Origin of the sequence: Polymorphum gilvum SL003B-26A1 (assembly GCF_000192745.1) — a bacterium.
Classification (GTDB): domain Bacteria; phylum Pseudomonadota; class Alphaproteobacteria; order Rhizobiales; family Stappiaceae; genus Polymorphum; species Polymorphum gilvum.
In genome coordinates, this window is the sequence record NC_015259.1 from 3,343,136 (window position 1) to 3,360,746 (window position 17,611).

The window sequence follows — 17,611 nt, forward strand, 5'->3', positions numbered from 1 at the left end:
GCTAAAGGTTCAGTCTGATCGCAACGGACCGGGCGTGACCGCCAAGTCCTTCGGCCTCGCCAAGGGCGATCGCCGCGGGACCAAGCGCCCGCAACGTCTCCGCCGAGCACTTAAGGATCGATGTCCGCTTGACAAAGTCAAGCACCGAAAGCCCCGAGGAAAACCGCGCCGAGCGCGCCGTCGGCAACACGTGGTTGGAGCCGCCGACATAGTCGCCGATCGCCTCCGGGGTGTAACGCCCGAGGAAGACGGCGCCGGCGTTGCGGACGCCGGCCAGCAGCGCCTCCGGATCGGCGACGGCGAGTTCCAGATGTTCCGGCGCGATGCGGTTGACCAGCGGCAGCGCCTCCTCCAGCGAGGCGACCAGGATGACCGCACCGAAATCGCGCCAGCTCGCGCCGGCGACCTCGCCGCGCGGCAGCGTCCGCAACTGGCGGTCGACCGCCTCTTCCACCGCCCGCGCCAGACCGACGTCGTCCGTGATCAGGATCGACTGTGCAACCGGATCGTGCTCAGCCTGGGCGAGCAGATCCGCCGCGAGCCAGTCCGGATCGTTCTCCGCATCAGCCACCACCAGGATCTCCGAGGGGCCCGCGATCATGTCGATGCCGACGGTACCGAAGACGCGCCGCTTGGCCGCCGCGACGAAGGCATTGCCTGGCCCGACGATCTTGCTGACCGGGGCGAGCGACTGCGTGCCATAGGCGAGCGCCGCGATCGCCTGGGCGCCGCCGATGCGATAGATCTCGGTGATCCCGGCCACCTTGGCCGCCGCAAGCACCAGCGGGTTGAGGACACCGTCCGGGCTCGGCACCACCATCGCGATGCGCTCGACGCCTGCGACAAGGGCCGGCACAGCATTCATCAGAACCGAACTCGGATAGCTGGCAAGGCCGCCCGGCACGTAGAGACCGACTGCCTCGATCGCCGTCCAACGCGAGCCGAGTTCGACGCCGATCGGATCCGTGTAGCGGTCGTCCTTCGGCATCTGTCGGGCATGATGGGCGTGAATGCGATCACGCGCGAAGCGCAGCGCGTCGAGCGTCTCGGCGGGAACCTGGCCGATGGCCGCATCGATCTCGTCCTGGCGCACGGTCAATTGCTCGAAGCCGGTGACCGAAACCCGATCGAAGCGGTTCGTGTAGTCGACGACCGCCGCGTCGCCACGCGCGCGCACATCGTCGAGAATGTCCCGTACGATCAGGTCGACGTCTTCGGATACCTCGCGCTTGCCGGCCAGCAACGCGGAAAAGCGGGGTTCGAAATCGGCCTGGTCACTCGACAGTCGGATGGCCACGCGCTCGTCTCCTATCAGGGCTCACGCAGACCGCTTGCCGGCCGCGCCGCCCGCTGTTCAATCCAGATCGTGATGCGGCTTGCGGGGCGTCGCCCAGGCCGCGCCGAGATCGGCGAGCTGGACCTCGATACATTCGACATCGAGGGCGATCACGCCGCCACCCGCGAAGTCGAGCCGGACTGTTCCCGCCGGCGCCTCGCCCGGCACGAACCGGACGGCAAGAAGCTCCAGCACGGCGTCCTTTGCTTCCTGGCGAACGTGGTTCGCCCTCATGCAGATGACGCGGGAGAAGGCCATCGCCGCCCGGCGGCGCTCATGGGTGCCGGCGCGTCTGTCGGCGGCCTTGTCCCAGACGAAGCGGTTCATAGCAACGATCGCCTTCTTCTCCCGCGGAAGATAGCGGATATCGCCGACGGTCAGGACCGCGTCCTGAACGTGCGCTGAGATCACGGCAAGGTCTTCTTCGTCGAGAGCGGCGAGCTTCAGCTGATCCATCGCTTTGCGGCAGTGTCCCCGGAATCGACCCGGGAACGAGGGCTTCCCCTCGTCCCCGAGGGTGTGACCTAGCGGTTCTCGCCGGCTTTGACAATCGGGTTGCGGCGAAAAACCGCCCGTTGGTCAGGCCGAGATCCGCTCGATCTGGGCGCCGCACCGGCCAAGCTTTTCCTCCAGCCGTTCGAAGCCGCGATCGAGGTGGTAGACGCGGCTGACCGTGGTCTCGCCCTCGGCGGCAAGCCCGGCGATGACCAGGGAGACGGAGGCGCGCAGGTCGGTGGCCATCACCGGTGCCCCGCGCAGGGCCGGCACGCCCTCGACGATCGCCGTATGGCCATCGATGCGGATGCGGGCACCGAGGCGCGCCAGTTCCTGGACGTGCATGAAGCGGTTCTCGAAGATCGTCTCCGTGATGCGGCTGTGGCCGTGGGCCCGGGTCATCAGGGCCATGAACTGGGCCTGCAGATCGGTCGGGAAGCCCGGATAGGGCTCGGTCGTCACGTCGACCGAGGCGATGCCGTTGCCGTTGCGATAGATCCGCAGCCCGGAATTGGTCTCGGTGATCTCGGCACCGGTCTGCCGCAACACGTCGAGCGCGGCCTCCAGAAGGTCGCCGCGCGCGCCCTCCAGCACGACATCTCCGCCGGTCATGGCCACGGCCATGGCGTAGGTTCCGGTCTCGATCCGGTCGGGGATGACCGAATGGCGATGGCCGGACAGGCGCTCGACGCCCTGGATGCGGATTGTGCCGGTGCCCGCGCCCTCGATGCGGGCACCCATGCCGACAAGGCAGTCGGCGAGGTCCACGACCTCCGGTTCGCGCGCCGCGTTGACCAGTTCCGTCTCGCCACGCGCAAGTGCGGCCGCCATCATCAGGGTATGGGTCGCGCCGACCGAGACCTTCGGGAAGGTCACGCGCCCGCCCCTCAAGCCGTTCGGCGCCTGCGCCACCACATAGCCGGAGTCGATGTCGATGTCGGCGCCAAGCGCCTTCAGCCCCTCGATGAAGAAGTCGACCGGCCGGGTGCCGATGGCGCAGCCGCCTGGGAGCGAAACCCGGGCCCGCCCCATGCGCGCGACCAGCGGCCCGACCACCCAGAAACTCGCGCGCATCTTCGACACCAGCTCGTAGGGCGCCGTGGTGTCGACGACCTCGCGGGCGCGCAGATGCACCGTCTGGCCGGTCAGCTGGTCCTGGCCGAGACGCTTGCCGTCGACGGAATAGTCGACGCCGTGGTTGGTCAGGATGTGGGTGAGCTGGGCGACGTCGCGCAGGCGCGGCACGTTTTCGAGCGTCAGGGTCTCGTCGGTAAGCAGGGACGCGATCATCAGCGGCAGGGCGGCGTTCTTGGCGCCGGAGATCGGAATCGCACCGTTGAGCTGCGTGCCGCCGACGATCTTGATGCTGTCCATGAAACCACCCTGACTTGTTGCTGGCAGACTTCCGAAACAGCCTGCGGTCCGCCTCTACACCGTGACAATGGCGGACGCAAGGCAACCGGCCCGGCCGGTTCCGGCTCCTAGGCCTTGGCGCCGTCCTTCGCCTCGACGCCTTGCTCCGCCTGCGCTTGCGCTCGCATCCGCGCGGCCTGCTTGCGCCGCTTGAGGTTGGCGCGCAGGGCCTCGGCAAGACGCTCTTCGCGCCCGGCCGCGGCTTGGTCCTTTCCGGTGTCCTTTTCCTTCATTCCTTCAGCTTTATCCCAGCCACGCCGCAGCTCCAAGCCGGTTGAGCAGATGGTAGCCTGCGCTGTCCACAAAGGCGCACGAAAATCAGGCCGATAAGCGCTTGCGCGGGGCGATCAAGTGTGGCACAAGCCGACCCGTTCGCGGGCGCAGCCACTGCCCCGGGGCGACTATGCCGGTGTGCAGGACATGTGGACCCTGCACGGGAAACGGCCTTGCGCCGTCAGGCATGACATGCTGCCGTAGCTCAGGGGTAGAGCACTCCCTTGGTAAGGGAGAGGTCGAGAGTTCAAATCTCTCCGGCAGCACCAGCTAAAATATTGATTTCCTGATCGAATTCTTCGGACAACTCGGCTTGCCGACTTATGGACATGGCCGGCGCGCATGCCGCTGCCGGCAAGACTTCCGAAACCCGACACCGGCCATCCTCCACTCCGCGTCGCGATGGATGGGCCCGCGAAGGCCACCAGGGCCGAGGCCTCGATGCTGCCCCGGCGACCGGCAAGGTCATGTCAACAGCCGGGCAAGCTCCCGTCCGTCGATTGCCTCGATGTGATAGCGATCGTGCACGGTACCACCGGTGGTCTCGGCGGCGATCATGGCGTTGACGACGGCTTCCTCGACGCTTTGGACCGCAGCCTGATAGACGGGATCGAGGATCTCGTCATTGACCATCTGCAGCGACAGGATCGGCCCGGCCTCATGGCGCATCGGATGCGGATTGCCGGTCGAGAAGGCGAGAAAGATGTCGCCGGAATTGTTGCCGCCGATCGTGCCGTTGCGACCGATGCCGATCGCGGCACGGCGCGCGAGCTTGCAAAGCTGGTGAGGCGCAAGCGGAAGCTCCGTCGCGATCACGACAATGATCGAGCCGCGCTCGACGAGGCCCGGGTCGCGTTGGGCAAGACGCCTGCCGACGGGAACGCCGGCAATCGTCAGCCAATCACGCTGGCCGTGATTGGCCTGCACCAGAGCAGCCACCATGCAGGCTTTCCCGTCGATGGCGACCTGTCGCGAAGCCGTGCCGGTACCGCCCTTGAAGCCATAGGCGATCATGCCGGTGCCGCCACCGACGTTGCCCTCGGCGATCGGGCCGGCTTTCGCTGTGTTGAGCGCTTCGAAGACGTGATCGACAGTAACGTGCTGGCCGTTGATGTCGTTGAGCAGACCGTCATAGGTCTCGGCCACCACCGGCATGATCCACAGATGGTCGTCGCGTTCGTAAACCTCGGCATACCTATCGATCATCCAGCGGACCGCAGCGTGATGAACCATGCCGACGCTGTGGGTATTGGTGATCAGGACGGGACCGACGAAATAGCCTCCATCCTTGATCCAATGCGCGCCCGTCATCTCGCCGTTGCCGTTGAACCGATGGATGCCGGCAAAGACGGGAACGGGTTTGCCCTCCTCCGCGTGGGGCAGGATGGCGGTGACGCCGGTGCGAACCGGCAGCCTGCGGCCGGGGCGGGGCGTCTCCTCGCGGATGGTAGAGAAGCCGACATGGATACCGGAAACGTCGGTAATGGCGTTCAGCGGACCCGGCGTGCCGTCGAAGGGAATGCCGCAGTCGCGGGCGCGCAGGCGTGTCGGAGCGGATAGTCCGGTCGGCATGCCGTCACCTCCTCGCTGCGTCCGCCGGATCAACAGACGGTAAGTTCGACGCCATTGGCATCAAGACTGTTACAGAGGTCGTCGCCCGGCCTCCGGTCGGTAACCACATGGCCGATATCGCGCCAGGACGCGTAGCGGGACGGAAACAGGCGGTCATGCTTCGAATGGTCGGCGACGACAAGGTTGCGGGCGGCGCGCGAGACCATGGCGGCGTAGACGGCACCGCACTCGATCAGAGCGTCGGAGGGGCCATCCGGGCCGAGGCCGCTCGCGCCAAGAACGGCGAAGTCGGCATAGAAGGACGTGAGGAAGGAGACGGCATGGGCTCCGATGGTCGCACCTTCAGTGGCGTTGTAGTCTCCCGGCAGCATGATCACCTTGATGGTCGGATTGATGGCGAGCACGGTCGCTACGCCGAAGGAATGGGTCAACACGGTAATATTCTTCATCTCCACCGCGATGCGCCGCGCCGTGTGTACCGTGGTCGAGCCGGATCCGATCATCAGCACCTGCGCGCCTTTCAGGATCTGCACGGCCGCCCTGGCGATCCGCTCGCGCTCGGCGACGAAGAGGGTGTGACGTTCGGTAACCGAGGGCTCGGTGGAAAGCGACCGGACGGCGCCGCCATAGGTGCGGTTGAGGAGCCCCTGTTCGGTCATCTCGTCGAGATCTCGGCGTATCGTTTCGGTCGAGACGTCGAGCCGACGGGCCAGTTCCCCCACACGCAGGCTCGGCGTCTGACTGAGTTCCGTCAGGATGCGCTCCTGACGCACGCTCTTCGGCTTTTTCATCGCTCCTCCCTCCCCTGCGTTTTTTCTGCATTCTCGGCCAGCCACTGCAATCCGCCGGCCGACACCGCGTCGTAAACCGCGCCGCCGATCGCCGCACCAATGTCGGTGTGAAGACCCGCATAGGTCCTGGTCCGCCCCTCCAGCGGGCAGGCCGCCGCGATGCAATCGGTTCCGGTCCCCGTGACCAGCAGACCGTCCTTCCTCCAGCCGAGATCCATCACGGCGGCCGTACGGGCTTCGGTGGCGATCGACAGAGCCTCGACAAGACCTCCCTGGTCGAGAGGCTGGTCGACATGGGCAACCAGATTGATCGTCCCGATCAACCGCGGGCCGGTGATGGTCTCACCGACGCGCCCGGCATTGGCAAGCCCCACGGTCGTCAGGCAGAAGGCCGTCGCATCGCCGCTTCGGCGTGTCGCACGGTGATGTTTCCGGATATCGCGCGCCGTCATGAACTGAACCGCATCGCCAAATCCGGCTTCCGTCAGGCGTCCGCGAAGCAGGGCGATCGGATCCACATCGATCGGCAGGTCCGCTTCGGCCACCTCGAGCCAGGCCACCGTGTCGGCCCGGCTGAAGCCCGGTCGCGTCAAGGACCAGCTCAGCACCACTTGCTCGATACCGAAGCGGACGGCGAGGATCTTGTCCGCACAGAATATTTCGGGCCTGCTCATCGCCAGAGTTGTGTCAGGACCATCGGTCCGGAACAAGTCCCGGGCGGTGTCCATCCCCGCCTGTCTCAAGCCCGCGCCTGCGGCAGATACTCGATCAGTTCGTCGGCATTCATCACATTGGCATAGATCATGTGGATGCGCTCCAGTTCGCTGACGTGAAGCTCCATGGAGCCGGCGGCGCAGGCATCGTCGACAACGATCACGTCGAAACTCTCGTCTGCGAGGCTGCGCACGGTCGAGGAGACGCATTGGTCCGTGAAAATACCGGTGCAGACGACGTGGGTGATGCCCATGTTGGCGAACACGAGCCGCAGGTTGGTCCCGGTCAATGCGCTGTCGGTGGTCTTGGTGATGACGATTTCGCCCTCTCTTGGCGCGATCTGCGGCAGGATCTGCGATGGGTGTGCGTCCCGCGGCAAGAGCAGGTTGTTCCAACCGGGCTTCTTCTGGCTGAGAGAGCGATCGCGACCATCGGTCCTGAGGCAGGCAATCCGGGCAAAAAACACGTCAAGCCCACGCGCGCGGAAAAGGTCCAGCAGACGCTGGGTGTTGGGGATGACGGTGGCGCGCATACGCTCGTGAAACGGTGTCCAAGCGTGATAGCGCACGAGGTCGTCGCCTGACAGGGTGTTGGGGTCCGGGCGGTCGAGATAGGTGTTCTGCATGTCGATGACGAGCAGGGCCACCTTGCCCCGTTCAAGCACGGGATCTTCGGGCTCCGGAGCGCCCTGGTAGTAGAAGGAGCGGCGTTCGGTTTTCCAGGTCATGCGGATGTCCTCAGCCTCGCATGCTGCGACGGCGCAGCAGCATGACGACCAGCCCGCCGGCCAACAGAAGGACAGCGGCCGAGAGCGTGCTCATCGTGCCGAGTGCGGGCACCATCGGCGAGTAGCCGGCAACCATCTTCGAGTAGAGCCACTTCGGGATCGTCGAGTCGACGCCCGCCGTATAGAGCGACAGGGGGAAGTTGCCCCAAGACAGCAAGAAGGCGAAGAGGGCGCCCGACCAGATCCCCGGCCAGAGGATCGGCAGCGTCACTTCGCGCAGGATGAACCAGCGGCTGGCGCCGAAGTCGCGTGCTGCCTCTTCGAGCGTCGAGTCGAACGAGTAGACCTGGATTGCAATGACGAGCGTCACGACCGGGACGATCCAGACGAGATGGGCGACGACGGCTGTCTGCCAACTCGGATTGATGCCAAGCGCGTTGAACCAGAGCAGAAGGGCAAGCCCCAGCACCGGCTGGGGAAAGAAGACCGGCAGCAGGATCGCCTTCTGAAAGGTCTTGCGACCCTTCCAGTCGTAGCGGGCGAATGCAAGCGCGCCGAAGAAGGCGAGAACCACCGAGGCGAGCGTGACGATGAAGGCGATCAGCAGCGAATTCTGCACCAGGCTCTGGATTTCGAGCGAGGCAAGCGTCTTGTCCCACCACTCGGTCGAAAAGACACGCACCGGGAAGCCGAAATAGCGCCCTTTCGACAGGCCGGCGAGCGCTCCGCAGAGGATCGGTAGGTAGATGGCCAGCACGACGAAGACAGTCCAGACCTTGACGAAGGCCTGGGCGCGGATGTGCGAGCGGGTTTCCATGGCTCACCTCTTGCCGAGAATGCGATCGAGGTCGAGCTTGGCGAGCACATAGAGCGCCAAGCCGCTGACGATGGCGACGAGCAACAAGGCGAGCGCCGAACCGAGAGGCCAGTTCTGGGCATAGGTGAAGGCGACCTCGATATCCTGGGCGATGGTGATCACCGACTGGCCACCGAGGATCTTGGATTCGGCGATGGCGCCGGCGCCGAGCACGAAGGTGAGCAGCATGCCGATCAGGATGCCGGGCATGGCGAGCGGCAGCTCGATCTCGCGCCAGATCATCAGCCGGCTTGCGCCGAGGTCGCGCGCAGCATCGACCAGATCCCTGGGGATCATGGCGATGCCGAGCGACATCGGGAAGAGCATGAAGGGCAGGTAGACATAGAGCATGCCAAAGAGGATGGCGCCGGGCGTGTAGAGCACTTCCGGGCCGCCGGAGAAGCCAAGCCATTTCAGCCCGCCGTCGAGCACGCCATTCTTGATGAAGAACAGCACCCAGCCGTAGAGACGGACGTTTTCCGAAACGAATAACGGAAAGACGAAAAGCACGCCGATGAAGCCCGACCATTTGCCGAACATGCGGTTGAGCCCGTAGGCGATCGGATAGGCGATCACGGCGAGCAACGCCACGGTTGCCAGCGCGAAGGCGAGCGACCAGGCAAATGACATCCACACCGTGTTCGACGTATCAAAAATCGCCGAGAAATTGGCGAAAGTGAAGGACCGGAAGACGTCGAAGCTCTTCGGCGTGGCAAAAGCATAGGCTGCAACGGTCAGGAGCGGCGCCAGAAAGCCGAGCAGGAGCAGGACGATGACGGGCCCGGCAGCGCGCAGGCCGGCGGGGATCGCGGGCAGCGCTGCCGCGGAGCGGCCATGTATGGCCTCCTCGTGGATGGTCACCGCCATTTCAGTCTCCCACCACGATGGCGTCGCGGGCGTCCCAGCCGATAGTGACAGCGTCGCCCGAGGAGATGCCGGCTCCCGCCGCCCGTGCCGCCTCAACCAGATAGACCCGGCCGTCGGCATGCACCTGATACTGCACGCGCGATCCCAGCAGGTACTCGTTGTAGACCCTGCCGGCGATCAGATTGTCGGCGCGCGAGGCGCCGGCGACGAAGCGCATCGACTCCGGCCGCACGATGACGGTCGCCTCGTCGCCGATCGTGTCGCTGACGGGAGCAACCGCGATCGCCTGGCCATCGGCGCGTTTCCAGCCGCCGTGCCTGTCGCGCCTGACGTCGAAACTGTTCACCTCGCCGAAGAATTCAGCGACGAAGCGTGTGGCGGGTCTGGTGTAGATTTCCTCCGGCGTGCCGATCTGCACGAGGCGGCCGCGGCTCATCACGCCGACGCGGTCGGACATGACCATGGCCTCCTCCAGAGAGTGGGTAATATAGACGAAAGTCTTGCCGCTCTCGCGATGCAGGTCCTTCAGTTCCTTCTCCAGCACCTTCTTCAGCTTGTAGTCGAGTGCCGAGAGCGGTTCGTCGAAGAACAGCACGTCCGGATCATAAGAGAAGGCGCGGGCAAGGGCTACGCGCTGCTTTTCGCCCCCGGAGCAGCGCATCACGTTCTTGGAATAATAGTGCTCGGGCAGGCGCACCATGCGCATCAGTTCGAGGGCACGGGCCTTGCGTGCGGCGGCTGGCATCTTGCGGACCTTCAGCGGGAACTCGATGTTCTCGCCCACGGTCTTGTGCGGGAAAAGGGCCAGCGACTGGAAGACCAGACATGTCGGCCGCTTGTCGGCCGGCACGTCGTTGATCAGTTCGCCTCGGAGCGTAATGTAGCCTTCGGACGGCGATTCCATGCCGGCAAGCATGCGCAGCAGGGTCGTCTTGCCGGATCCGGAGGGTCCGACAATGGTGACGAACTCACCCTCCCGGATATCGACATCGATGCCGTCGACTGCGGCGAAATCGCCGAAGACTTTGCGGACACCGACCAGTTGCAGAACCGGCGCCGGCCTGGCTTGGCTTGCGCCGTCCACCCTCGAGGGAATGTCGGCCGGTGTGGGAGAGATCATCGCAAGGCTCATCCTATGGCTCCGTGTGAACAGGATCGCGTCAGCCCCGCAGGCGCCTGGCAGCCGTCATCAGTTCAAGCGCCTTGTCGTAGTCAGGCACGATGTCGTATTCGGCCGATCGAGCCATGTCCTCTTCGAGGCTGTCCCACTGGATGGCTTCCAGTTCGTCCTTGGTGAAGAGCTCGAAGCACTTCGGATTGCCCATCTGGCTGACCGGGTTGAACGTGCCCTCGGCAAAGGCGACGGTATGGGCGACCTCGGGGTCCTGGACATATTTGAGGAATTCGATGGCGAGCGGCGACAGGTCGGGATTGTTGACGGTCGAGGTTATCTCGATCCAGGAAATGCCGCCCTTGCCGTCGATCGGGCCCGTGAGCGGGGTGATGGCGCGCAGGTTAGGATAACCGTCGGCGCGGGCCGGCGAGACGGAATAGGTGCCACCGGTCATGTAGAGGTCGATTTCGCCGGAGACCAGCGCCTGGTTGAGCGAGGCCATGTCGCCGACCATCCTGGCTCCCTTGAATACCTTCTCGGCGGTCTCGGAGAAGGCTTTGAATTCTTCTTCCGTATGTTCCTTGAACGGATTGATGCCGGCGATCAGGAAGATGTTGAAGACGTTCCAGTCGTCGGATTCCTGGATACCATATCTGCCGGCGAGGGCCGTATCGTTGAACAGGTCCCAGCCCTGCTCTTCCGCCGTCGTCTTGCTGACCTTGTCGGTGTTGACGACGAAGCTGTAGGGCCCGAAGCGCTGGGCCATGCCCAGCAGATCCTCGCCGTTGTCGCTCATCGCCCAGCGATAGGGCGCCTTGAAGTCCGGCAGCATGGTGTCGAAATAGGGCTCGAACTCGGCGCGCGGCAGAGGCTTGATCAGGCCGGCCGGCGCCATGACCTTGCGGGCCCAGGGATTGTTGACGTTGATGAGGTCCCAGATCTTGGTTTCGCCGGCGCGCAGGCGGTTGATCATGGTCGGGTCGTTGGTCAGGCTTTCGGCCTTGACGTTGGCCGCATGGCTGGACCGAAACGGGTCCAGAACCTCGGCCGAATTGTAACCTTCCCAGCACAGGATGTTGAGTTCCTTCGCGCGCCCTGCAAAGGCGCGCGTCGCGCTCGCGAGCGGGCCCGCAAAAGCCGCGGCACCCATCATCTGCATCATGTTGCGTCTGGAGATCTTCATCATCGCCGTTCCCCTGTTGATGACCGTCTGTGACGTTTCGCGTGTCCGTTATGTTGGAAGTGTGTCGCAGAAATGTGTGGTTTACAACATATTTTTTCCAGGTCATTGTGCATTGCGCAATGACGGATCGATTACGGCGGCGGCCGTTGACCGATGGGTTCAGATGCTGCTGGGATGCGCCTAGAAATCGATAATCACTCTGCATTTCTTTTGAGCAGGCATTGCCTGGAAAATGGCCAGAGTTTAATCGGGAACGAAGAATGCTGCAGCGCGATACTGAAAATGTTGAAACCACAACAGGGGAATGAGGAAAAAATGTTGAAGTCACTACAGGGGAAAACGATCATCGTCACGGGCGGGAGTCGCGGCATCGGCAAGGGCATCGCACTGCGCTTCGGGGAAGCGGGGCTGAATGTCCTCGTCGTATCGCGAAACCAGGCCGATGCCGACAAGATCGCAGCCGAGATCGGCGAGACCGCATCAGGTTTTTCCGCTGATGTAGGCACCGAGGAGGGCTGCAAGGCGATGGTCGAGGCGGCTGTGCTCCGTTATGGCGGCGTCGACGTGCTATGCGCGAATGCGGGCATCTTCCCGGCCGCCAAGCTCGGCGAGATGACACCGGCCGATTTCGATCACGTGATCACGACCAACCTCAGGAGCACCTTCCTCAGCGTCTCGGCCGTTCTGCCCGCGATGACGACGGCCGGTTCCGGCCGCATCATCCTTACCTCCTCGATCACCGGACCGATCACCGGATATCCGGGCTGGTCGCATTACGGGGCAAGCAAGGCAGGCCAACTCGGTTTCATGCGCACCGCCGCGATCGAGCTGGCGCCGAAGAAGATTACGATCAATGCGGTGATGCCGGGCAACATCATGACGGAAGGCCTCGAGGGCACTGGTCCGGAATACATCGCAGCCATGGAAGCGTCGATCCCACTGCGCCGTCTAGGCACGCCGGCGGATATTGCCAATGCCGTGCTGTTCTTCGCCTCCGAGGAGGCTGCCTATATCACCGGCCAAACGCTTGTCATCGACGGCGGACAGATCCTGCCGGAATCGCTCGGCGCGCTCGAAGCGATGGGCTGACCGGAAAAGAGGCCGGGCGCGATTGTCGTGCCTGGCTACCGCCGGCACAGTGCGGCTCTCATCGCGCCTTGAGAATGGCATCCAGGGTGGCGCTGAAAAAGTCCGCGTTTTCGGTCGAAAAGCAGAGCGGCGGCCGGATCTTCAGGGTTGCGCCGTATTTCCCCGCGGCCCCGATCAGGATGCCTTTCTGCTTCATCTGGTTGATCGCATGGGAGGCGAGCGCCACGTCCGGCTCGCCTGTTGCCGGGTCGATGAAGTCGAGACCGAGGAACAGGCCCGCACCGCGGACATCACCGATCTCGGCATGGCTCTTCTGCAGGGATCGGAGCGACTGCCTGAGATAGCTGCCCACGGTAGCGGACCGCTCGACCAGTCCTTCCTCCTCGATCACTTGCAGCACGGCATTGCCGGCGGCTGCCGCGACCGGGTTGCCGCCGAAGGTGTTGAAGTATCCGGTTTCCTCGCAGAACCTCTTGAGGAGTTCCGAACGCGTGACGACGCCGCCCATCGGAAAACCGTTGCCCATAGGCTTGCCCATGGTGACGATATCGGGTGTCACGCCATGGCGCTCGAAACCCCAGAGGCCGCCGCCGGTCCGCCCGAAACCGGGCTGAACTTCGTCAGCGATCAGCAGGCCACCGGCGCGTTTCACGACACCGGCCGCCTCCCTCAGGAAGCCGGCCGGATCGGCATAGATCCCGTCGCTCGAGAATATCGTGTCGACAATCAGCGCGGCGAGGCCGACGCCGCGCGCACGAAGCTCGACGATGGCCTGTTCCACCGATGCGGCAAAGCTCTCCTCGACGCTCGTTCCCTCAAGCGCCGCAGGGGCGGGCACGATTGACACAAAGGGGGCCGACCTGCGCCTGCGCAACGAGGAGGGAGAGACTTCCGTGACGAGCGCGGTGTTGCCGTGATAGGCAGCCTCGGTCACGATGAAGCCTTCGGCACCTGCGGCAATGCGGGCGATCCGCATGGCGAGATCATTGCTCTCGCTGCCTGTGCAAGTCATGACCACATTGTCCAAACCTTCGGGAAAGCTGGCGAGCAGCCTTTCCGAATAGGCTTCGACAACCCGGTTGAGGTAGCGCGTGTGGATGTTCAGTTCGCCGGCCTGGCGAGCGATCGCCTCGACCACACGGGGATGGCAATGGCCGACCGATGGCACATTGTTGTAGACGTCGAGGTATTGCCGCCCGTCGACATCGTACATGTACGCGCCCCGGGCGCGGACCATTTCTATCGGCTGCTCGTAGAACAGCACGGAGGAAGCTCCGAAGCTCGCATAGCGTCTAGCGACGCGTTCGGCCAGGTCGGGAGGAAAGCCCTCGCTGCGCGCCAAGTCGAAGCGGTTGAGGTCGAGGATCTTCTTCGTGGCAACGCTCATCGGGGTTTTCCTCAACTGTGTTCGATCAGATAGCGTTCGGCGAGCGCCACGGTTCCGTCCGTATAGGTGGCGCCCATCGACTGCGCGGTCGGCGTCTCGGCATGCGAGGCGATCCAGGCGGTCAGTTGCATCCGACGAAGCATGATGAACATCGGCAGCGCCGCCTCGTGTTCGGCGCCGAGCGGTGCAACGCGCCGATAGCCTTCAAGCCAAGCCGCCATCAGGTCGGGAATAAACGGTTCGTGCTCCATGAAGCTGATCGCGGCGGCGAAGTCATAGGCGAACCAGGACAGGCCGCAGTCGTCGAAATCGATGACACCGAGCCGATCGCCATCGACCAGCAGATTGGCGGCACGCATGTCGCAGTGAACAAGGCCGAAGCGATCACCGCCGTAGCCGTAAAGCCTGGTCTGGGATGCGAGCTGCGCGTGGGTGCGCTCAAGGATCGCCCTGCCGTCGGGGGTCAGCCCGAGGGCCTCGCGCCAGTCGCCCCAGTACGCTCGGTCGCCGATGATCCGGTCGAAATCCCAGGTCTTTCGGATGAACTGGTCCGGGCGTGTCCAGGCTTGGCTGTGCCGATGCAGCCGGGCATTGATCTCGCCCAGTTTGCCGTACCATTTCGCCAGATCCGTTTCCGTGTCCGGTTCCCTGCCGCTCATGAATTCGAAGGCAACGGCATGACGTGCCGTCTCGCCGTCGAAAAAGGTTTGCAACAGGCTGCCATCGCGTGCCGCGATCGGACGCGGCGTTGCGACGACGCCGTCCCGTCGCAGCGCCTCGATCCAGGCGAGCTCGGAGAGGATTTCGGCCTCCGAATGATAGCCGGGCCGGTGAACCCGCACGACGAGGCTCCGCCCGAGCGCCGTATCATCAATATGGAAGGTTGCATTTTCCGAGATGGTCAGAAGCTTGACGTCGGCATCCGCCGCGGTTTGCCAAACCGGCATAAGGCCTTTGACGCCGTTTGTAAGCCGGTCAAGGAATTCTGCGTCGTACAACACTTTATCGTTCCAGATGATTGTTATATTTGCAATTCCAACATTAAAAATGTTGTGATTGCAACAAAAATCGACATGGGTCTAGTCACAGCGCCCCGATCACCCGTGCGGATGCGAGGCCCAGCTTGCGGCACATCGGCACGCGGCCGTCAGAGGCCCGTGCCGTAGAAGCCCTGCTCCAGATCGGCGGCGGCGCGGCGAAGGCGATCGCGCGCGGAGATCAAGGCAGCCTCGTCGAGCCGGGCGGCGGGACCGAAGACCGACAGGCCGGTGATCATGCCGCCAGCACGGTTGAGCACGGGAACCGCGACCGCGGCCAGCCCCTCCTCGCGCTCCCCCCGGTTGAATGCATAGCCAGCCTTGCGAATGGATGCGATCTCGGCCCGCAAGGCGGCCTCGTCCACCATCGTGGTCGCCGTGAATACAGGACGCGCCACCGTGGCCAGATAGCGGCCCAGTTCGGCTTCGGGCAGATGCGCCAACCAGAGCTTGCCATGGGCTGTGCAATAGGCTTCGAGTTCGGAGCCGACACGGACGTCGACCGAGAGCGGGCGCCGCGGCAGGGCGCGGGCGATGCACACGACCTTGTCGGCACGCAGGACGGTCGCCATGCTGCCCTCGCCGATCGCCTCCGTCAGCGCCGAAAGCACCGGCTGCACGACACGGGCGATGGATTCGATCTCAAGCACCCGCGACCCCAGATCGGCGAAGACAAAGCCGAGCCTGTAGTGGCCACGCGCCTCGACAACCAGCGCACCGACATGCTCCAGCGTGCGCAGGAAGCGGTGCGCGGTCACATTGTTCAGTCCCAGTTCGCGAACCAGATCGGCCGCAGCGACCACGGGCCGATCGCGCGTAAACAGATGCAGGATCTCGAAAGCCTTGACCACCGAACCGTTGATCTGCGGCGCCATGACACCTCCGGAAACACAGGGACGCAGGCTGCGGGAGGATTGACGGTCCCGAGCCCGTGGTTCAATATAAGAAAACGTAATTTTAAATATAGAAATATGCGGAGCGCTAGACAAGATGCAAAAGGCCACCCCCAGCCCGACCGGCACGGCTGCCGGCGCGGGCCGCGCAGAGAGTGCCTCGCTGACCACAGGCGGTGCCCTGCTTGCCCGCCTGAAGGCTCTCGGAATCGACTACATCTTTGCCAATTCCGGCACCGACTTCCCGCCGATCATCGAAGGCCTGGCCGAGGCAGAGGCCAAGCAGATCGAGCTGCCACAAGGGCTGGTGATGCCCCATGAAGCTGCGGCCATGGGCATGGCACACGGCTATTATCTTGCCACCGGCCGGACCCAGGCGGTGATGGCGCACACCAACGTCGGCCTCGCCAACTGCGCCATCGGCGCGATCAACGCCGCTACGGAGCACATTCCCGTGCTGCTGTTTTCCGGCCGCACGCCGACAACGGAAAAGGGCAGACTCGGGTCGCGCACCGTGCCGATCGGCTGGGGTCAGGAGATGCACGACCAGACCGCGCTGGTGCGCGAAGCCTGCAAGTGGGACTACGAACTGCGGTTTCCCGAACAGGTGAGCGAGATCGTCGACCGGGCGCTGGCGATCGCCGAAACCACGCCACGCGGTCCCGTCTACATCAGCCTGCCGCGTGAGGTCCTGTGCGAGCCGTGCGCTACCGACGGCATCGCGGCGCCGGCGAGCATCCGCCCAGCGCGCCCCGGCCTGGACGCGGCCGCCTTCGACGAGGCGGCACGGCTGATCGCCAGCGCCCGCAATCCCGTCATCTTCGCCCAGCGCGGCACCGGCGGCGAGGCAGGCTTCGCCGCCCTCGCCGAGATCGCTTCCGACTGGGGCGCGCCCGTGTGTCAGTACTGGGCGGTACGTCTTGCGCTGCCGCTCGACCATCCAATGGCCGCCGCGCCCGACCCGGCTCCGCTGCTGGCCGAGGCCGACGTGGTGCTGGTGATCGACAGCCTTGCCCCCTGGTCTCCGGACATCCACAAGCTGAGACCCGGCTGCAAGGTCATCCATCTGGGCCAGGATCCGCTCTACACGCGCTTCCCGGTGCGCAACTTCCCGTGCGACCTCGCGCTCGCCTGCGACGTCGAGCCCGGCCTGCTGGCCCTGCGCGACCGGCTTGCCCCGGTGAAGGACGTGCGCGCAAGCGACATCGCCGCCCGACGCGACGCCTGGGCCGCCCGCAACGCGGCGAGCCGCCAGGCTGTCCTGGCCCGGGCCGAACAGGGCCGCAGCGACCCGATGACCAAGGACTGGGTCAGCCTGTGCCTGTCGCGGGCGTTGGAAGGGCGTGACGCCGCGGTGCTGTCGGAGCTCGGCTGCCCGCTCGCCCCGATGACCCTCGCCCATCCCAAGTCATGGTACCAGGAACCCCATTCCGGCGGGCTCGGCTGGTCGTTCCCGGCCGCCCTGGGCATGAAGCTCGGCAACCGCGACCGTACGGTCGTCGCGACCATGGGGGACGGCTCCTACATCTTCTCCAACCCGGTCGCCTGCCACCAGATCGCGGAGGCGCTCGACCTGCCCATCCTGGTCCTGGTCGTCAACAATGCCGAATGGGGCGCAGTGCGCCAGTCGGTGCTCGGCCTCTACCCGGACGGCCATGCGGCACGCAGCAACAAGATGCCACTGACCCAGCTCGCGCCGGTGCCGGATTTCGTGCGCGTGGCCGAGGCCAGCCGGGCCTATGCCCGTCGCGTCGACCATGGCGATGCCCTGCCGCAGGCGCTCGCCGAGGCGCTTGGGCACATCGACAGCAAGGGCACGCTTGCCCTGCTCGACGTGCGCGTGCGCGCCTGACGGCCGGCCGTT

Annotated in this window: 17 protein-coding genes and 1 tRNA gene; 3 read left to right on the forward strand and 15 right to left on the reverse strand. The window is 64.7% G+C overall.

Features of this window, described 5'->3' with window-relative positions; all coding sequences use genetic code 11:
• Position 1: 1 nt before the first annotated feature.
• The 4 genes from hisD to SL003B_RS23630 all read right to left on the reverse strand — a co-directional run bounded on the left by hisD (position 2) and on the right by SL003B_RS23630 (position 3,477).
• Complete coding sequence (hisD, locus tag SL003B_RS15660; protein WP_013653837.1) at positions 2–1,297, reverse strand: histidinol dehydrogenase; 1,296 nt, start codon at positions 1,295–1,297, stop codon at positions 2–4.
• Positions 1,298–1,354: 57 nt separating this feature from the next.
• Positions 1,355–1,792: a DUF2948 family protein gene (locus tag SL003B_RS15665; RefSeq protein WP_013653838.1), complete on the reverse strand. Its 438-nt coding sequence runs from the start codon at positions 1,790–1,792 to the stop codon at positions 1,355–1,357.
• A 123-nt stretch (positions 1,793–1,915) separates the two neighbouring features.
• Positions 1,916–3,205, reverse strand: coding sequence for a UDP-N-acetylglucosamine 1-carboxyvinyltransferase (gene murA / locus SL003B_RS15670; protein ID WP_013653839.1), 1,290 nt, complete (start codon positions 3,203–3,205; stop codon positions 1,916–1,918).
• 107 nt (positions 3,206–3,312) lie between these two features.
• Positions 3,313–3,477, reverse strand: a complete 165-nt coding sequence (locus SL003B_RS23630; protein WP_169313681.1) for a hypothetical protein — start codon at positions 3,475–3,477, stop codon at positions 3,313–3,315.
• 234 nt (positions 3,478–3,711) lie between these two features.
• Between SL003B_RS23630 and SL003B_RS15675 the strand changes: the two genes are divergently transcribed.
• Positions 3,712–3,786, forward strand: a tRNA-Thr gene (locus SL003B_RS15675).
• Between the two features lie 196 nt (positions 3,787–3,982).
• Here SL003B_RS15675 and SL003B_RS15680 read toward each other — a convergent pair.
• The 8 genes from SL003B_RS15680 to SL003B_RS15715 are packed head-to-tail and all read right to left on the reverse strand — an operon-like array spanning position 3,983 to position 11,344.
• A complete protein-coding gene (locus SL003B_RS15680) occupies positions 3,983–5,089 on the reverse strand; it encodes a DmpA family aminopeptidase (protein WP_013653840.1) in 1,107 nt (368 codons plus the stop codon).
• A gap of 29 nt (positions 5,090–5,118) precedes the next feature.
• Entirely contained in the window at positions 5,119–5,880 is a 762-nt protein-coding gene (locus tag SL003B_RS15685) for a DeoR/GlpR family DNA-binding transcription regulator (RefSeq protein ID WP_013653841.1), read from the reverse strand.
• Complete coding sequence (locus SL003B_RS15690; RefSeq protein ID WP_013653842.1) at positions 5,877–6,608, reverse strand: adenosylcobinamide amidohydrolase; 732 nt, start codon at positions 6,606–6,608, stop codon at positions 5,877–5,879. Before SL003B_RS15690 ends, SL003B_RS15685 begins: the two co-directional genes overlap by 4 nt.
• Positions 6,609–6,619: 11 nt before the next feature.
• The gene (locus SL003B_RS15695; protein ID WP_013653843.1) at positions 6,620–7,321 is read right to left on the reverse strand and encodes a cysteine hydrolase family protein; all 702 of its coding nucleotides are present in this window, start codon (positions 7,319–7,321) and stop codon (positions 6,620–6,622) included.
• A 10-nt stretch (positions 7,322–7,331) separates the two neighbouring features.
• Entirely contained in the window at positions 7,332–8,138 is an 807-nt protein-coding gene (locus tag SL003B_RS15700; protein ID WP_013653844.1) for an ABC transporter permease, read from the reverse strand.
• 3 nt (positions 8,139–8,141) lie between these two features.
• On the reverse strand, positions 8,142–9,044 hold the full coding sequence (locus tag SL003B_RS15705) for an ABC transporter permease (RefSeq protein ID WP_013653845.1): 903 nt from the start codon (positions 9,042–9,044) through the stop codon (positions 8,142–8,144).
• Between the two features lies 1 nt (position 9,045).
• Positions 9,046–10,176, reverse strand: a complete 1,131-nt coding sequence (locus SL003B_RS15710) for an ABC transporter ATP-binding protein (RefSeq protein ID WP_013653846.1) — start codon at positions 10,174–10,176, stop codon at positions 9,046–9,048.
• A gap of 28 nt (positions 10,177–10,204) precedes the next feature.
• Complete coding sequence (locus tag SL003B_RS15715) at positions 10,205–11,344, reverse strand: ABC transporter substrate-binding protein (RefSeq protein WP_013653847.1); 1,140 nt, start codon at positions 11,342–11,344, stop codon at positions 10,205–10,207.
• A gap of 279 nt (positions 11,345–11,623) precedes the next feature.
• Here SL003B_RS15715 and fabG point away from each other — a divergent pair, with 279 nt between their 5' ends.
• On the forward strand, positions 11,624–12,430 hold the full coding sequence (gene fabG, locus SL003B_RS15720) for a 3-oxoacyl-ACP reductase FabG (protein WP_242390254.1): 807 nt from the start codon (positions 11,624–11,626) through the stop codon (positions 12,428–12,430).
• 58 nt (positions 12,431–12,488) lie between these two features.
• Here the strand turns inward: fabG and SL003B_RS15725 are convergent, their stop codons facing one another.
• From SL003B_RS15725 to SL003B_RS15735, 3 genes are all read right to left on the reverse strand, one after another.
• Entirely contained in the window at positions 12,489–13,817 is a 1,329-nt protein-coding gene (locus SL003B_RS15725) for an aspartate aminotransferase family protein (RefSeq protein ID WP_013653849.1), read from the reverse strand.
• Between the two features lie 11 nt (positions 13,818–13,828).
• Complete coding sequence (locus SL003B_RS15730; RefSeq protein ID WP_169313682.1) at positions 13,829–14,764, reverse strand: phosphotransferase enzyme family protein; 936 nt, start codon at positions 14,762–14,764, stop codon at positions 13,829–13,831.
• 200 nt (positions 14,765–14,964) lie between these two features.
• Positions 14,965–15,729: an IclR family transcriptional regulator gene (locus tag SL003B_RS15735; RefSeq protein ID WP_013653851.1), complete on the reverse strand. Its 765-nt coding sequence runs from the start codon at positions 15,727–15,729 to the stop codon at positions 14,965–14,967.
• Between the two features lie 115 nt (positions 15,730–15,844).
• Between SL003B_RS15735 and SL003B_RS15740 the strand changes: the two genes are divergently transcribed.
• Positions 15,845–17,599 carry a thiamine pyrophosphate-requiring protein gene (locus SL003B_RS15740; protein WP_013653852.1) on the forward strand — a complete coding sequence of 585 codons (1,755 nt, stop codon included), beginning with the start codon at positions 15,845–15,847 and terminating at the stop codon, positions 17,597–17,599.
• Positions 17,600–17,611: the final 12 nt, after the last annotated feature.

Bases quoted from the DNA above. Each gene is read 5' to 3' on its own strand.
- SL003B_RS15665 (WP_013653838.1), bottom strand. From the start codon at position 1,792: ATGGATCAGCTGAAGCTCGCCGCTCTCGACGAAGAAGACCTTGCCGTG.
- murA (WP_013653839.1), bottom strand. From the start codon at position 3,205: ATGGACAGCATCAAGATCGTCGGCGGCACGCAGCTCAACGGTGCGATT.
- SL003B_RS23630 (WP_169313681.1), bottom strand. From the start codon at position 3,477: ATGAAGGAAAAGGACACCGGAAAGGACCAAGCCGCGGCCGGGCGCGAA.
- SL003B_RS15680 (WP_013653840.1), bottom strand. From the start codon at position 5,089: ATGCCGACCGGACTATCCGCTCCGACACGCCTGCGCGCCCGCGACTGC.
- SL003B_RS15685 (WP_013653841.1), bottom strand. From the start codon at position 5,880: ATGAAAAAGCCGAAGAGCGTGCGTCAGGAGCGCATCCTGACGGAACTC.
- SL003B_RS15690 (WP_013653842.1), bottom strand. From the start codon at position 6,608: ATGGACACCGCCCGGGACTTGTTCCGGACCGATGGTCCTGACACAACT.
- SL003B_RS15695 (WP_013653843.1), bottom strand. From the start codon at position 7,321: ATGACCTGGAAAACCGAACGCCGCTCCTTCTACTACCAGGGCGCTCCG.
- SL003B_RS15700 (WP_013653844.1), bottom strand. From the start codon at position 8,138: ATGGAAACCCGCTCGCACATCCGCGCCCAGGCCTTCGTCAAGGTCTGG.
- SL003B_RS15705 (WP_013653845.1), bottom strand. From the start codon at position 9,044: ATGGCGGTGACCATCCACGAGGAGGCCATACATGGCCGCTCCGCGGCA.
- SL003B_RS15710 (WP_013653846.1), bottom strand. From the start codon at position 10,176: ATGAGCCTTGCGATGATCTCTCCCACACCGGCCGACATTCCCTCGAGG.
- SL003B_RS15715 (WP_013653847.1), bottom strand. From the start codon at position 11,344: ATGATGAAGATCTCCAGACGCAACATGATGCAGATGATGGGTGCCGCG.
- fabG (WP_242390254.1), top strand. From the start codon at position 11,624: ATGTTGAAACCACAACAGGGGAATGAGGAAAAAATGTTGAAGTCACTA.
- SL003B_RS15725 (WP_013653849.1), bottom strand. From the start codon at position 13,817: ATGAGCGTTGCCACGAAGAAGATCCTCGACCTCAACCGCTTCGACTTG.
- SL003B_RS15730 (WP_169313682.1), bottom strand. From the start codon at position 14,764: ATGCCGGTTTGGCAAACCGCGGCGGATGCCGACGTCAAGCTTCTGACC.
- SL003B_RS15735 (WP_013653851.1), bottom strand. From the start codon at position 15,729: ATGGCGCCGCAGATCAACGGTTCGGTGGTCAAGGCTTTCGAGATCCTG.
- SL003B_RS15740 (WP_013653852.1), top strand. From the start codon at position 15,845: ATGCAAAAGGCCACCCCCAGCCCGACCGGCACGGCTGCCGGCGCGGGC.